Origin of the sequence: Mangrovicoccus sp. HB161399 (assembly GCF_013184745.1) — a bacterium.
Taxonomy (GTDB): domain Bacteria; phylum Pseudomonadota; class Alphaproteobacteria; order Rhodobacterales; family Rhodobacteraceae; genus Mangrovicoccus.
Window position 1 is genome coordinate 16,730 of the sequence record NZ_JAATVU010000069.1, and the last position, 12,980, is coordinate 29,709.

General features: G+C 67.5%; 14 protein-coding genes. 8 read left to right on the forward strand and 6 right to left on the reverse strand.

Features of this window, described 5'->3' with window-relative positions; translation table 11 throughout:
• Window positions 1-107 precede the first annotated feature (107 nt).
• Complete coding sequence (locus tag HCC78_RS25585; protein ID WP_172331619.1) at window positions 108-1,700, forward strand: bifunctional UDP-sugar hydrolase/5'-nucleotidase; 1,593 nt, start codon at window positions 108-110, stop codon at window positions 1,698-1,700.
• A 71-nt stretch (window positions 1,701-1,771) separates the two neighbouring features.
• Window positions 1,772-2,440 carry an SOS response-associated peptidase gene (locus HCC78_RS25590; protein ID WP_172331620.1) on the forward strand — a complete coding sequence of 223 codons (669 nt, stop codon included), beginning with the start codon at window positions 1,772-1,774 and terminating at the stop codon, window positions 2,438-2,440.
• A gap of 1 nt (window position 2,441) precedes the next feature.
• Here the strand turns inward: HCC78_RS25590 and HCC78_RS25595 are convergent, their stop codons facing one another.
• Complete coding sequence (locus HCC78_RS25595; protein ID WP_253949363.1) at window positions 2,442-2,813, reverse strand: tellurite resistance TerB family protein; 372 nt, start codon at window positions 2,811-2,813, stop codon at window positions 2,442-2,444.
• 172 nt (window positions 2,814-2,985) lie between these two features.
• Between HCC78_RS25595 and HCC78_RS25600 the strand changes: the two genes are divergently transcribed.
• The 4 genes from HCC78_RS25600 to HCC78_RS25615 all read left to right on the forward strand — a co-directional run bounded on the left by HCC78_RS25600 (window position 2,986) and on the right by HCC78_RS25615 (window position 6,404).
• Window positions 2,986-4,572: a lysine--tRNA ligase gene (locus HCC78_RS25600; protein WP_172331622.1), complete on the forward strand. Its 1,587-nt coding sequence runs from the start codon at window positions 2,986-2,988 to the stop codon at window positions 4,570-4,572.
• Window positions 4,573-4,681: 109 nt separating this feature from the next.
• On the forward strand, window positions 4,682-5,653 hold the full coding sequence (locus tag HCC78_RS25605; RefSeq protein WP_172331623.1) for a calcium-binding protein: 972 nt from the start codon (window positions 4,682-4,684) through the stop codon (window positions 5,651-5,653).
• Entirely contained in the window at window positions 5,547-5,837 is a 291-nt protein-coding gene (locus HCC78_RS25610; protein ID WP_172331624.1) for a M10 family metallopeptidase C-terminal domain-containing protein, read from the forward strand. The genes HCC78_RS25605 and HCC78_RS25610 overlap by 107 nt, the downstream gene beginning before the upstream one ends.
• 132 nt (window positions 5,838-5,969) lie before the next feature.
• Window positions 5,970-6,404 carry a DUF4864 domain-containing protein gene (locus tag HCC78_RS25615; protein ID WP_172331625.1) on the forward strand — a complete coding sequence of 145 codons (435 nt, stop codon included), beginning with the start codon at window positions 5,970-5,972 and terminating at the stop codon, window positions 6,402-6,404.
• A 199-nt stretch (window positions 6,405-6,603) separates the two neighbouring features.
• On the opposite strand, the gene HCC78_RS25620 is transcribed toward HCC78_RS25615, so the two are convergent.
• From HCC78_RS25620 to HCC78_RS25630, 3 genes are read right to left on the reverse strand one after another with little or no spacing between them, the layout of a single operon-like run.
• Window positions 6,604-7,092, reverse strand: coding sequence for a HugZ family protein (locus HCC78_RS25620; protein ID WP_172331626.1), 489 nt, complete (start codon window positions 7,090-7,092; stop codon window positions 6,604-6,606).
• Window positions 7,093-7,131: 39 nt separating this feature from the next.
• Window positions 7,132-7,338, reverse strand: a complete 207-nt coding sequence (locus HCC78_RS25625; protein WP_172331627.1) for a hypothetical protein — start codon at window positions 7,336-7,338, stop codon at window positions 7,132-7,134.
• A gap of 20 nt (window positions 7,339-7,358) precedes the next feature.
• Window positions 7,359-8,120, reverse strand: a complete 762-nt coding sequence (locus HCC78_RS25630) for a hypothetical protein (RefSeq protein ID WP_172331628.1) — start codon at window positions 8,118-8,120, stop codon at window positions 7,359-7,361.
• Window positions 8,121-8,257: 137 nt separating this feature from the next.
• On the opposite strand from HCC78_RS25630, the gene HCC78_RS25635 reads away from it, so the two are divergent.
• Window positions 8,258-9,286, forward strand: coding sequence for a glycosyltransferase family 4 protein (locus HCC78_RS25635; protein WP_172331629.1), 1,029 nt, complete (start codon window positions 8,258-8,260; stop codon window positions 9,284-9,286).
• Here HCC78_RS25635 and HCC78_RS25640 read toward each other — a convergent pair.
• Entirely contained in the window at window positions 9,283-9,723 is a 441-nt protein-coding gene (locus tag HCC78_RS25640; protein WP_172331630.1) for a DUF1489 family protein, read from the reverse strand. The two genes, HCC78_RS25635 and HCC78_RS25640, sit on opposite strands and share 4 nt — an antisense overlap.
• Window positions 9,724-9,848: 125 nt before the next feature.
• Here HCC78_RS25640 and HCC78_RS25645 point away from each other — a divergent pair, with 125 nt between their 5' ends.
• Window positions 9,849-12,152, forward strand: a complete 2,304-nt coding sequence (locus HCC78_RS25645; protein WP_172331631.1) for an adenosylcobalamin-dependent ribonucleoside-diphosphate reductase — start codon at window positions 9,849-9,851, stop codon at window positions 12,150-12,152.
• A 164-nt stretch (window positions 12,153-12,316) separates the two neighbouring features.
• Here the strand turns inward: HCC78_RS25645 and HCC78_RS33970 are convergent, their stop codons facing one another.
• Window positions 12,317-12,844, reverse strand: coding sequence for a hypothetical protein (locus HCC78_RS33970; protein ID WP_253949362.1), 528 nt, complete (start codon window positions 12,842-12,844; stop codon window positions 12,317-12,319).
• Window positions 12,845-12,980 lie beyond the last annotated feature (136 nt).

A 12,980-nucleotide genomic window follows, 5' to 3' on the forward strand; every position in this document is an offset into this window, starting at 1 on the left:
CAAGGGGGCGCGCGCCCACCGGTCGCGTCCCAGGGCGCCTCAAAACGTTTGCCCCCCCGGCGGAGCCGCGCTTAACATCGCGGCAAATGCCCTGACCGGAGGTCTCCATGGTCCGCAATTCGCTGCGAAATTCATTGTCCGTCCTGGCGCTTCTGGGCGCCTCCGCCGCTTCGGCCGATACCACGATCCACATTCTGCACATCAACGACCTGCACAGCCGCATCGAGCCGGTGAACAAGTACAACTCCACCTGCGCCCCCGAGGATGACGCGGCCGGCGAATGCTTCGGCGGCGTGGCCCGCGTCAAGGCGATGATGGACAGGCTGCGCGGCGAGCTGGCCGGCGAGAAGGTGCTGGTGCTCGATGCCGGCGACCAGTTCCAGGGTTCGATGATGTACACCGCCTACAAGGGCGAGGTCGAAGCCGCCTTCATGGAGATGATCGGCTTCGACGCCATGGCGGTCGGCAACCACGAATTCGACGACGGCCCCGACAACCTGTCGAAGTTTCTCGGGATGGTCAGCTTCCCGCTGGTCTCGGGCAATCTCGACGTCTCCGCCGAGCCGAGCCTGGCGGGCGATCTCTCGGACACGGTGGTGATCGATCTGGACGGGGTGAAGGTCGGGATCGTCTCGGCGCTGGCCACCGACACGGTCGATACCTCCAGCCCCGGCGGCAACGTGGTCTTCAACGACGAAATCGAGTCGATCGCGCAGGACGTCGCCGCGCTGCAGGCGGAAGGCATCGGCCACATCGTGGCGCTGACCCATGTCGGCCTGCCCAAGGACGTGGAAATTGCCGAGGCCGGGATCGACGGGCTCGATGCCATCGTCGGCGGCCATTCCCATACGCTGCTGTCGAACACCGCCGAAGGGGCCGCGGGGCCCTATCCGCTGATGATCGGCGAGGTGCCGATCGTCCAGGCGATGGCCTATTCGCGCTATGTCGGCCATCTGGCCCTGACCTTCGACGACGCAGGCAACGTCATCTCGGCCACCGGCGACACGATCCCGCTCGACGCCTCGGTGGTCCCCGATCCAGAGGTCGCTGCGAAGGTCGCCGAATACGCGGCGCCGCTGGAGGAGATCAAGGCGCAGGTCGTGGGCTCCGCCGCGGGGCTGATCGACGGCGAGCGGGACAATTGCCGGGCGCAGGAATGCTCGATGGGCAATCTCGTGGCCGATGCGATGCTCGATGCGGTGGCGGACCAGGGCGTAACCATCGCCATCCAGAACGGCGGCGGGCTGCGCGCCTCGATCGACGGGGGCGAAGTGACGATGGGAGAGGTGCTTTCGGTGCTGCCCTTCCAGAACACGCTGGCAACCTTCGAGGCGACCGGCGCGATGATCACCGACGCGCTGGAAAACGGCGTCAGCCAGGTCGAGGAGGGCGCGGGGCGCTTTCCGCAGGTGGCCGGGCTGAAATTCACCTGGGACCCGTCGGTGGGCCCGAACGAGGGCCGCGTGACCGAGGTGCTGGTCCGCGACGGCGACGACTGGGTGCCGATCGACCCCGAGGCCACCTATCTGGCGGTGACCAACGACTACATGCGCAACGGCGGCGACGGCTACCGGATGTTCGAGATGGCCGAGAACGCCTATGACTACGGTCCGGGGCTGGAGGCCATCGTCGCGCGCTACATCGGCAGCATGGACGGTCCCTACGAGCCCTATACCGACGGGCGGATCGCCAAGGAATGAGGCGCGGGCCGGACCTCCGCCGGTGCGGCCTCCGGGCGCAGCGGCGGCCGGGTCCGGCCCTGCTTTGAGCCATGTGCGGACGGTTCGCCCTGACCCTGCCCCCCGAGGCAATGGTGCAGCTCTTCGGGGCGGCCCCGGCAAATGACCTGCCGGAACTGCCCAACTGGAACATCTGCCCGACCAATGCCGTCCATGCAGTCCTGAGCCAGGAGGGCACGCGCCGCTTCGTCTCCCTGCGCTGGGGCTTCATCCCGGTCTGGTACAAGTCGCCCGGCGACGGACCGCTGCTGATCAATGCCCGGGCCGAGACCATCGCAGAGAAGCCCGCCTTCCGCCAGGCGGCGCGGGCGCGGCGCTGCCTGGTCCCGGCCAGCGGATTCTACGAATGGACCAAGGACGGGGACGGCAAGCGGCTGCCCTGGTACATCCATCCCGAAGGTCAGGAGTTCGTCGCCTTCGCCGGGGTCTGGCAGGACTGGACCTCGGCGGACGGCCTGGCGCTCTCCACCTGCGCCATCGTCACGACGGAGGCGAACGAGGCGCTGGGGCATATCCACCACCGCATGCCGGTGACCGTCGCGGAGCCCGACTGGGGCCTCTGGCTGGGCGAGGCAGGCCATGGCGCCGCCGTGCTGATGCGGCCCGCGCCCGAAGACCTCTTCGCCGCCTACCGCGTCGATCCGCGGGTGAATTCCAACCGCGCCGAGGGGCCCGAGCTGATCGAGCCCTTCGACGGGTGACTCAGATCGTCATGTGGCGCGCCCGCGCGCCGCGCTCGATCGCCGCCGCCGCCAGACGGTCGACCTTCAGCTCGTAGCGGATCTCCTCGAGGAAGCGCAGCTCCACCTCGCGCAGCCGCCCGTCCGCCGCCGCCACGTCGCAGCACAGCGCATAGGCGGTCTCGTTCAGCTTGTCCGGCAGCGCCTGGCGCACCAGCCCGAACAGCGCGTCCAGCCCCTCCTCCTCGGAGAACAGGTCGAAGACCAGCCGCGACAGCTTCGGGAAGCGGTCGAGGTCGTATTCGGCGAAGATCGGCAGGTGGTTCACCTCGGTCTGGATCGCGACCAGCTCCGCCGTCCGGATGTTCTCGTCGCTGACCGACGCCGCGATCATCAGGAGCACGAGCGCGTCCTGCGGGCTGAGCGATTGCGGGTCTTGCAGGTCTTCCTTGGCCAACTCGGCATCCTTCCTGTCATGCATGGGGGCTAAATATTGACCTCGCCGGGTCCGATCAATAGGGAGAGCCCGCGCGGCACGGGGCCGCTTCCAAACAGGATACTCGAAAATGACCGATCTGGCGGAATTCGGAATGGACTCGAAGGCATGGCCCTTTGAAGAGGCCCGCCGTCTGGTCAAACGCTACGAGAAGAAGCCGCCCGAGAAGGGCTATGTCCTGTTCGAGACCGGCTACGGCCCTTCGGGCCTGCCGCATATCGGCACCTTCGGCGAAGTGCTGCGCACGACCATGATCCGCAGGGCATTCGAGGAAATCTCGGACATCCCGACGCGGCTGTTCTGCTTCTCCGACGACATGGACGGGATGCGCAAGGTGCCCGGCAACGTGCCGAACCAGGAGCGGCTGCGCGAGGACCTGCAGCGCCCGCTGACCAGCGTCTACGACCCGTTCGAGGAATACGAAAGCTTCGGGCATCACAACAACGCGATGCTGCGCCGCTTCCTCGACACCTTCGGCTTCGAGTACGAATTCTACTCCGCGACCTTGTTCTACAAGTCCGGCCAGTTCGACCAGACGCTGCTGTTGGCGGCCGAACGCTACGACGCGCTGATGGAGGTCATGCTCAAGTCGCTGCGCGACGAGCGGCGCGAGACCTACTCGATCTTCCTGCCGATCCATCCCGAGACCGGCCGCGTGCTCTACGTGCCGATGAAGCATGTCGATGCGAAGGAAGGCACCGTCACCTTCGACGACAATGACGGGCGCGAATGGACCCTGCCGGTCACGGGCGGCAACGTGAAGCTGCAGTGGAAGCCCGATTTCGGCGCCCGCTGGGCCGCGCTCGACGTCGATTTCGAGATGTACGGCAAGGACCACTCGACCAACACGCCGATCTACGACCGGATCTGCGAGATCCTCGGCGGCAGGAAGCCCGAGCATTTCACCTACGAGCTGTTCCTCGACGACAAGGGCCAGAAGATCTCGAAATCGACCGGCAACGGCATCTCGATCGACGAATGGCTGACCTATGCCTCCACCGAGTCGCTGAGCTACTTCATGTTCCAGAAGCCGAAGACCGCCAAGCGGCTCTATTTCGACGTGATCCCGAAGGCGATGGACGAGTACCACCAGCAGCTGGCCGCCTATCCGAACCAGGATGCCAAGGCGCAGCTGGCCAACCCGGTGTTCCACATCCACGGTCCGGGCAAGGTTCCGGCCTCGGACATGGTCGTGCCCTTCTCGATGCTGCTGAACCTCGCCAGCGCCGCGCATGCCGAGGACAAGGAGGCGATGTGGGGCTTCATCCGCCGCTACGCGCCCGACGCCACGCCCGGGACCCATCCCGGACTCGACGCCGCCGCGGGCTACGCGGTGCAGTACTACAAGGACTTCGTGAAGCCCGCGAAGGTGTTCCGCATGCCCGACGAGACCGAGCGCGCCGCGCTCGAGGATCTGGCCGCGCGGCTGGAAGCCTGGGAGGGCGGCCTCGATGCAGAGGCGCTGCAATCCGAGGTCTTCGCGGTCGGCAAGGCGCATGGCTTCGAGCCGCTGCGCAACTGGTTCACCGCGCTTTACGAGGTGCTGCTCGGCCAGTCGCAGGGGCCGCGCTTCGGCGGGTTCATCGCGCTTTACGGTGTGTCCGAGACCGTTGCGCTGATCCGCCAGGGCCTGGCCGGGGAGCTGGCCGCCGCCTGACCTTGCGCAAGGGTCTGGCATTCCAAACTCAGGAAATGGTTAACGCTGCCTTGCCCAGGCAGCGTTTGCTTTTTTCCGGGGGACGGAAATGGACGAGATTGCGTATTATATGAAGAACTTCAAAGGCGGCTACTGGACCTCGCCGCTGACCGTTCTTTCCTCCGCTGCGGAGCTGTTCGAATTCACCGACGGCACGCCGCGCCAGGTGTTCGAAGGCGTCTTCACCGGCACGCGGGCGAATGGCGGGTTCCAGATGCCGGTGGGCACGGTGGCCGCGATCCCGGTCCATTCCGGCGCCACGGAGGCAGCCGGCATCTCGATGGAGATCCCCGACGCATACGGCCTGCTCAGCGAGATCATGCTTAACCGCAGTTCCGCCTGCGGGCACGATTCCCTCGGCTTGCTGATGGCCCGCGCCGACGGGGGAGAGTTCCACTATTCCGGCAGCGCCTATGGCGACAGTATCCGGGGCGGCTACGGCCGGGACCTGATCGAAGGCAACACCGGCAACGACACGCTCAAGGGCGGCCCCGGTTTCGACCGTCTGGATGGCGGGGCCGGCAACGACCTGCTGCTTGGCGGGCTCGGCAACGACACCCTCGACGGAGGCGCGGGCCGCGAGGTGCTGCGCGGCGGCTACGGCGATGATTCGCTCCTGGCGGCCGATGGTGGCGCCGACCGCCTCTATGGCGGTGTGGGAAACGACACGCTCGATGCCTCGGAGGGCGACTGCCTGCTCGACGGCAAGGGCGGGTTCGACAGCGCCGTGATCGGGGCGGCTGGCACGTTAACGATCGACCTTTCCGCCTCCGGGCGGCTGGAATTCGGCACGGATCTAGCCGTCCGGCTGGTCGATATCGAGGGCATCAAGCTGGAGAAGGCCAGCGGCACGATCTCCGGCACGGAAGGCGATGACCTGCTGGCCGGCGGGGCGGGGGACGACACGCTGATCGGCGGGGGGGGGCGACGCGCTGATGCTGTCGAAGCGCGACCAGGCCCTGGGGCGGGACGGCGCAGATGTCTTCACTTTCATCGAGACGCAATCCGGCGGGCGCGACTACGCCGAGGTCGCCATCCATGATTTCGAGAGCGGAACGGATGTCATCGACCTCTCGCCGATCGCGGACTGGCTGTCCTCGGTGGCGATCGACGGCGGGACGGCGGTGCTGACCTTCGGGTCGGGGCGGACATGGATCGCGCTGGAGACCAATGCCGCGCGGCAGGCGTCGGACTTCGCCGGAGCCGAGGGCCTGGCATTCCTCTGACCAGGGTGGAAACTTTCTTTCCGGCCCCAAGGCGAATCTCAGACTCATGTCTAGGATCAAGGCAGCCGATTAAGGATGACATTAACCTCCGATTCCCTAGTGTGATCCGCCAGGAGGAGAGATCGGATGCGGATGCTCAGTTTGACGGCGGTGCTTTCGGGGTCGGCGACGCTCAGTGCGGTCATGGCGATGGCGCAGGAGGATCGCGGGGCCGCGATCCGTTCCGTCATCGACCGCCAGCTGGAAGCATTCCGGGCAGGCGACCTGCCGCGGGCGTATGGGTTCGTATCGCGCAGGATCCGCGGCCAGCTGCATTCGCCCCAGCTTTTCGCGCAGCTGATGCTGACCGGGTTTCCGATGGTCTGGGACCCGAAGCGGGTCACCTTCCTCCCGCTTCGGCAGGACGGCGGCGCGACGCGGCAGCGGGTGCTGATCCGCGATGCCGGCGGGCAGACCCATGTGCTCGAATACGACATGGCCGATGCGGGCGGGACCTGGCAGATCGACGGCGTCCGGACCCTGCCGGCCGTCGGGCTGGGCCTCCATCGGGCTGCCCGCGCGGAGTAATCCGGCCTATCTCCGGCTGCCGGTTGAGCCCGGACGGGCATGCAGCTGAGTTGCCGAGTTTGCGGCCGGGGCAGGTCTCATCCCACGGGGCATGTTGCGGCATGGCTCGGGAGCAGCGGAGCTTGCCCGGCATCGGGCGCGCGCCAGCCAGGTTGCGCCTTGCGCCGGGACGGGCGTGGTACACCGCGGGGCGGGATGGTCAGGGTGCCAGATCTTCCGGCGCCAGGCGGTATGCCTTGCCGAAGCCGCCATTCAGCGCCGCGCCGGTGATTTCGAAGGCGGCGAAGAGGAAATCGCCGAAATCGACATAGAGCTTGGCCTTGGGATAGAGGCCCAGATAGTGCTCCCGAAGCGTGTCGCGTTCCGCGTCGCCGTGGCGGATGAACCGTGCCTCGCAGGCCAGCGTCATCCGCGGATGGGTCAGCGGATCCCCCGTGGGACCGGGCTCGCCTACCAGCAGCGAACAGCGCGGATCGGCCAGCAGGTGCCCGGTATGGGCCGAGAGCTGCGAGACCAGCGTCAGCGGCGCGCCGTCCGGCCCGGGCACCAGCGCGATGCGGCTGACGGTGGGCGCGCCGGTCCTCCGGTCGGTGACGGCCAGCGCGGCGAAGCGCGCCTCTGCCAGCAGGCGCCGCGCCAGCGCGCGGGCCTCGTCATCTGTCTCGCGGATCGGGTCGGTCTCTGCCATGTACCCGACGCTAGCCGCGGGGCGCGATTCTGCAAGGCGTCAGAATTCCGGCCAGATCCCGGCGCGCCCACCGTTCGGTTCCGGCACCAGCGCGATTCGGCTGACGGTGGGTGCGCCGGTCTTCCGGTCGGTGACGGCCAGCTCGGCGAAGCGCGCCTCGGCCAGCCGCCGCCGTGCCAGAGCGCAGGTCCCGCCGTCTGTCTCGCGGATCGGGTCGGTCTCTGCCATGTACCCGACGCCAGCCATGGGCGCGATTCTGCAAGGCATCAGAATTCCAGCCAGATCCCGGCGCGCAGTCCCGCCCGGTCGCCGCCTTCGGCATCCCAGAGCAGCGCGCTCTCCAAAGCCAGCCACTCCACGGGGCGGAAGACATAGGTCGGCACCAGCCGCCAGTTCGGCGGATTGTCCGGGTAGTCCGAATATTGCAGCTGCAGATAGGCGAGGCTGCGCTTGCCCGGGGCGATGCCGATCGTGGTGTCGATCTTGGGAATGGCGTCGTCATGCGTCATGCGCAGTTCCAGCCGTGCATCCACCGCCGTCCAGCCATTGCCGAAGGGCGTGCCGAAGCCCATGCCCCAGGACAGGCCGGGGCGCAGCACGCGCTCGGTGCCGCCGGGGCGCAGGTCGGCCAGGTTGGCGGCGTCGTTGCTGTCGGCCGGGTAGTCGCGCTGGCCCATCCCGAATTCCAGCGCGATCTGGTGGCGCCACTCTGCCGGGGTGACGCTGAGGCTGGCGAACAGGATCGCCTGGTAGGTGTCCGGCCCGTGATCCATTCCGGCATCGATCCCGAGGGTCAGCCGCCCGGTCACGCCGAGCTCGGCATAGACCGAGCTGAAGCCGAAGCTTTCCGGCTCTTCCTCCGGCATCGTGCCGCCGAAGCCGAGCGCCGCCTTGCCGGTGCCCTGCTCGACCGTCTCCTCGTATGCGAAGGACAGGAAGGCATGGCCCTTGCCGCGCGGCCAGGCGCCGCCCGGAGCCGCGGAGGCCCAGGCAAGCGCGAGACAGCAGGTGAGACAGCGGATCATCATAGCATTAACCATTTCTCCGGCGTGGTGAATCTCCGGTTAACGGGGATGGCGGATCAGGGGACATCCGGCGCTGCAGGGCTGCCACTGCCGATGGATGCCCGCTTGACGGGCGGTTAGGCGCGCCGCATCACTCGGCCATGAGCCGCATCCTGTTCGTCGCCCCGCGCTTCCACACCAACCTGTTCTTCGCCACAAAGGCGCTGGCCGAAGCCTGCCACGAGGTCGAGGTCTTCGTGCCGAAGCGCGAGCCGACCGAGGACTGGAGCTTCGTCACCCCGCGGATCTTCGCCCCGGGCACGCCGGGCCGGGAGATCCGGCGCGCGGTGCGGGACTTCGCCCCCGACCTGGCGCTGGTGCGCCATGCGCGGCCGGTTTCGGGCGCGGTGCTTTCGGCGGGGCGGTTCGGCCGGTTCCGGATCTACCATTACGACCAGCGCGCCGCCGACCGGCCCTGGCCCTGGTACCGGGCCTGGGAATGGCGGCTGCAGGGGCTGCCCGCGCGGCGGGTGACGCCGAAGACCGGGCTCGGCGACGACATTCCCGATCCGCTGGCCACCTTCCTGCCCTGGCCGGTCGAAGCGGCACATGGCGTCGACCGGGTGCCGCGGAGCGGACCGCTGCGCGTGCTCTGCGTCGGCAAGCTGATGCAGCCGCGGAAGAACCAGGACAAGCTTGTCGCGGCGATGCAGCCGCTGCTGGCCTCCGGGCAGGCGACGCTGACGCTGGTCGGATCGCGGCTGGAAAGCGCGAAGGGGGCGGAGGGCGCGCATCTGGCGAAGCTCGAGGCGGCGGCCGCCGCCTCGGGGGGAACCGTCACGCTGGTCCCGGACGTGCCTTTCGCGCAGATGCCGGCGATCTATGCCGCGCATGACGTCTGTGTCCTGCCGGCCCGCAAGGAGCCGCTGGGCTCCTCTCCGGTGGAGGCGATGGCCTATGGCTGCGTGCCGGTGATAGCCCGGCAATGCGGCACCGCCTGCTACCTGACCGAGGGCGAGGACGGGTTCGTCGTCAATGCCGGGGACGTTCCGGGGCTTGCCGCGGTGCTGGAGCGGCTGGCCGCGGATCCCGCGCTGGTGGCGCGGGTGGCGGCGGCGGCGCAGGCCACCGCGGAAGGACCTCTGGGCATGGCGGCCTTCGTCGAACGGGTCGAGGCGCTGGCGGGCTAGCCGGCCTTCAGAACGCCGATCTCCGCCAGCGCGGCCGAGAGCTGCGGGGGCAGGGCAGGCTCGTCGGCCGCGCTGCGCGCCGCCATGTCCGGCGGGGCATCCGCGGGCTCCATGTAGCGCCAGCCCTGGAACGGCCGCCGCGGCCGCGCCTCGGTGCGCACGATTTCCGGGTCGAGCACGATGGCGCAGCGGCGGATCCCGTCCTCGGTCACCACCTCGTCGAGCCGCAGCACCTTCTGGCGGGCAAGAATCAGCCCCTTGAACACCCAGTAGAGCGAGCCGCCGCCGAGGAGGTCGGCGTCCCGCTTCGGCCACATCCGCGTGACGTGCCGCGGCAGCCCGCCGGGCATCGATTCTGCCCGCGATGCCTGCCACAGTGCCAGATCCTCGACCTTTTCGGCCCCCACGCAGAGCTTTACCAGATGAACGCCGGCCATGACCCGAAACCCCTACATCATGTTATTGGCTGTCAAGAGTAGACTAGTTCTTGCGGAGGGCAAGCGAAGCGCCTACAAGATCCGCCTACCCTCTATGTAACGACTTCCCTCTGGAGCTGCCACCCATGAGCCGTTTTGCTGCCCCCATCTCGGAAACCATCTGGGACATGAAATACCGGCTGAAACAGGCCGACGGCACGCCCGTGGACGAGTCGGTTGAAGGCACCTGGACCCGGATCGCCAAGTCGCTGGCCGAGGTCGAGGCGAATCCCTCCGAATGGGAGCCGAAATTCTACGAAGCGCTGGAAGACTTCAAGTTCCTTCCCGCGGGCCGCATCACCGCGGGCGCCGGCACCGGCCGGACCGTGACGCTGTTCAACTGCTTCGTCATGGGCACCGTGCCCGATTCCATGGCCGGCATCTTCGACGCGCTGAAGGAAGCTGCGCTGACCATGCAGCAGGGCGGGGGGATCGGCTACGACTTCTCCACCATCCGTCCGCGCGGCGCCGAAGTGAAGGGCGTTGCCGCCGATGCCTCGGGCCCGCTGAGCTTCATGGATGTCTGGGATGCGATGTGCCGCACGATCATGTCGGCAGGCTCGCGCCGCGGCGCGATGATGGCGACGATGCGCTGCGACCATCCGGATATCGAGCAGTTCATCACCGCGAAATCCGACGCAGCGCGCCTGCGGATGTTCAACGTTTCCGTGCTGGTCACCGACCCCTTCATGGAGGCCGTGAAGGCCAACAAGCCCTGGGACCTGGTGTTCGAAGGCCGCGTCTACAACACCGTGAACGCGCGCGAGCTGTGGGACAAGATCATGCAGTCGACCTATGATTACGCCGAGCCGGGCGTGATCTTCATCGACCGCATCAACCAGAAGAACAACCTCGCCTATTGCGAGACCATCGCCGCGACCAATCCCTGCGGCGAGCAGCCCCTGCCGCCCTATGGCGCCTGCCTGCTGGGCTCGATCAATCTTGCGCGGCTGGTGAAGAACCCCTTCACCGATGCGGCCGAGCTGGACCCGGTGGCGCTGGACGGCCTGGTGCGCACTGCCGTGCGGATGATGGACAACGTGGTCGATGCCAGCCGCTTCCCGCTGGAAGCCCAGGCCGAGGAAGCCCGCAACAAGCGCCGGATCGGCCTCGGCGTCACCGGCCTTGCCGACGCGCTGCTGATGGTGCGCCTGCGCTACGGCTCCGACGAGGCGGCGGCCCAGACCGAAGCCTGGCTGAAGGCCATCGCCCGCGCCGCCTACCTGGCCTCGACCGACCTGGCCGAAGAGAAGGGCGCCTTCCCGCTCTTCGACGCCGAGAAGTACCTGGCCTCCGGCACGATGCAGGAGATGGACGATGACGTCCGCGCCGCGATCGCCGAGAAGGGCATCCGCAACGCCCTGCTGACCTCGATCGCGCCGACCGGCACCATCTCGCTCTATGCGGGCAACGTCTCCTCGGGGATCGAGCCGGTCTTCGCCTATTCCTACACCCGCAAGGTCCTGCAGAAGGACGGTTCGCGGACCGAGGAAGAGGTGGTCGACTACGCGGTGAACCTGTGGCGCGACGTGATGGGCGATGCCGAGCTGCCTGACTACTTCGTCAACGCCCAGACGCTGGCGCCGTCGGAGCATGTCAAGATGCAGGCTGCTGCGCAGAAATGGATCGACTCCTCGATCTCCAAGACGATCAACTGCCCCGAAGACATCGGCTTCCAGGAGTTCAAGGACGTCTACATGCAGGCCTGGGACCAGGGCTGCAAGGGCTGCACCACCTACCGCCCGAACGCGGTGACCGGGTCTGTCCTGACCGCCTCCGAGGAGAAGCCGAAGGAAGAGAAGAAGAAGGGCGAGGTCCGCGCCGTCAGCTCCAGCCCGCGCGATGCGGGCGTGACCGGCGAGGTCGTGCACCTCACCGAGCCGCTCGACCGTCCGCAGGCGCTGGAAGGCGCGACCTACAAGCTGAAGTGGCCGGACAGCGAGCATGCGATCTACATCACGCTGAACGACATCACGCTGAACGGCCGCCGCCTGCCTTTCGAGGTGTTCATCAACTCGAAGAACATGGAGCACTACGCCTGGACCGTGGCGCTGACCCGGATGGTCTCGGCGGTGTTCCGCCGCGGCGGCGACGTGAGCTTCGTGGTCGAGGAGCTGAAGGCGGTGTTCGATCCGCGCGGCGGCGCATGGATGGAAGGCAAGTACATCCCCTCGATCCTGGCGGCGATCGGCGGCGTCATCGAGCGGCACCTGGTGGAGATCGGCTTCATCGAGGGCGAGGGCATGGGCCTGAAGGCCGACCCGCATTCCGAGGCGGTTGCGGTCGGCGAAAGCCGCGGCAAGGCCTGCCCCAGCTGCGGGCAGTACGGCATGCGGATGATCGAAGGCTGCATGACCTGCCCGAGCTGCGGCCACTCCAAGTGCGGCTGAACCTGCCAACTGCTTTAGAGCTGTCGTCCGTCATGGATATTAGGGTTTTGCGACAAAAACCTTGTTTTTGACTCTGGTCCGCGACCTGCGGGGATCTGACGCCTGGAATCGAAAAGGGCGGCGCATTGCGCCGCCCTTTGTGCTTCCGGGGCCGATCTTCCGGATCAGCCGTCCAGGACGCCTTCCGCCTCGGCGCGCAGGTACAGGTTGCCGTAATCGGCGCCGTCAGGGCTGAACGGCAGCACCCCGGCTTCGCGCAGTCTCGGCGCCAGGCTCTGCCAGGTCGTCCCGTTCGCCTTTGCCAGGGTTCGAAGGGTGACGAAGCGGTCGTGGAACACGGCGGCATCTTCCTTCGTGATGTAGCGCTGGACTGCCTTCGTCCGCGGGTTGCGGATCTCGGTCGACGGGACATGGCCGTTCCGGACGAGACGGTTGAGGAACACCTGCTGGCCCAGACCCACGGACTTGGCGAACAGCTCCAGGGACAGGGCCGCCGGGCCCTCGCACCGGAGCGCCTGCGCGACCTCCTCGTGATAGACATGGATGGAGGCGTAGCCCGCGAACTGGACATTGCGCGCGACACGCTGGATCCGGCCCTGCCAGATCGCGCGGATGATCTCCGCGGGGCGGAGCTTGAGGCGCTGCGCGGACTTCGCGATGGTTTCCCAGCCATGCTGGGCCTGCCGGATCACCTCGGCCCCGGTCAGCAGCCTGTCGAGGAAGGCACGCCCGTCGTGAGCTTGCCCCCGGATGCCGGACTGGGCCGATATTCACTATGCGGCCATCTTGGCGGCCATGTCGATCCTTGCCTGCTCCGGCGTGCGATAT

What these genes read in the sequence shown, in the direction of transcription:
- HCC78_RS25585 (WP_172331619.1), top strand. Translation starts at nt 108, where the DNA reads ATGGTCCGCAATTCGCTGCGAAATTCATTGTCCGTCCTGGCGCTTCTG.
- HCC78_RS25590 (WP_172331620.1), top strand. Translation starts at nt 1,772, where the DNA reads ATGTGCGGACGGTTCGCCCTGACCCTGCCCCCCGAGGCAATGGTGCAG.
- HCC78_RS25595 (WP_253949363.1), bottom strand. Translation starts at nt 2,813, where the DNA reads ATGATCGCGGCGTCGGTCAGCGACGAGAACATCCGGACGGCGGAGCTG.
- HCC78_RS25600 (WP_172331622.1), top strand. Translation starts at nt 2,986, where the DNA reads ATGACCGATCTGGCGGAATTCGGAATGGACTCGAAGGCATGGCCCTTT.
- HCC78_RS25605 (WP_172331623.1), top strand. Translation starts at nt 4,682, where the DNA reads ATGAAGAACTTCAAAGGCGGCTACTGGACCTCGCCGCTGACCGTTCTT.
- HCC78_RS25610 (WP_172331624.1), top strand. Translation starts at nt 5,547, where the DNA reads ATGCTGTCGAAGCGCGACCAGGCCCTGGGGCGGGACGGCGCAGATGTC.
- HCC78_RS25615 (WP_172331625.1), top strand. Translation starts at nt 5,970, where the DNA reads ATGCTCAGTTTGACGGCGGTGCTTTCGGGGTCGGCGACGCTCAGTGCG.
- HCC78_RS25620 (WP_172331626.1), bottom strand. Translation starts at nt 7,092, where the DNA reads ATGGCAGAGACCGACCCGATCCGCGAGACAGATGACGAGGCCCGCGCG.
- HCC78_RS25625 (WP_172331627.1), bottom strand. Translation starts at nt 7,338, where the DNA reads ATGGCTGGCGTCGGGTACATGGCAGAGACCGACCCGATCCGCGAGACA.
- HCC78_RS25630 (WP_172331628.1), bottom strand. Translation starts at nt 8,120, where the DNA reads ATGATGATCCGCTGTCTCACCTGCTGTCTCGCGCTTGCCTGGGCCTCC.
- HCC78_RS25635 (WP_172331629.1), top strand. Translation starts at nt 8,258, where the DNA reads ATGAGCCGCATCCTGTTCGTCGCCCCGCGCTTCCACACCAACCTGTTC.
- HCC78_RS25640 (WP_172331630.1), bottom strand. Translation starts at nt 9,723, where the DNA reads ATGGCCGGCGTTCATCTGGTAAAGCTCTGCGTGGGGGCCGAAAAGGTC.
- HCC78_RS25645 (WP_172331631.1), top strand. Translation starts at nt 9,849, where the DNA reads ATGAGCCGTTTTGCTGCCCCCATCTCGGAAACCATCTGGGACATGAAA.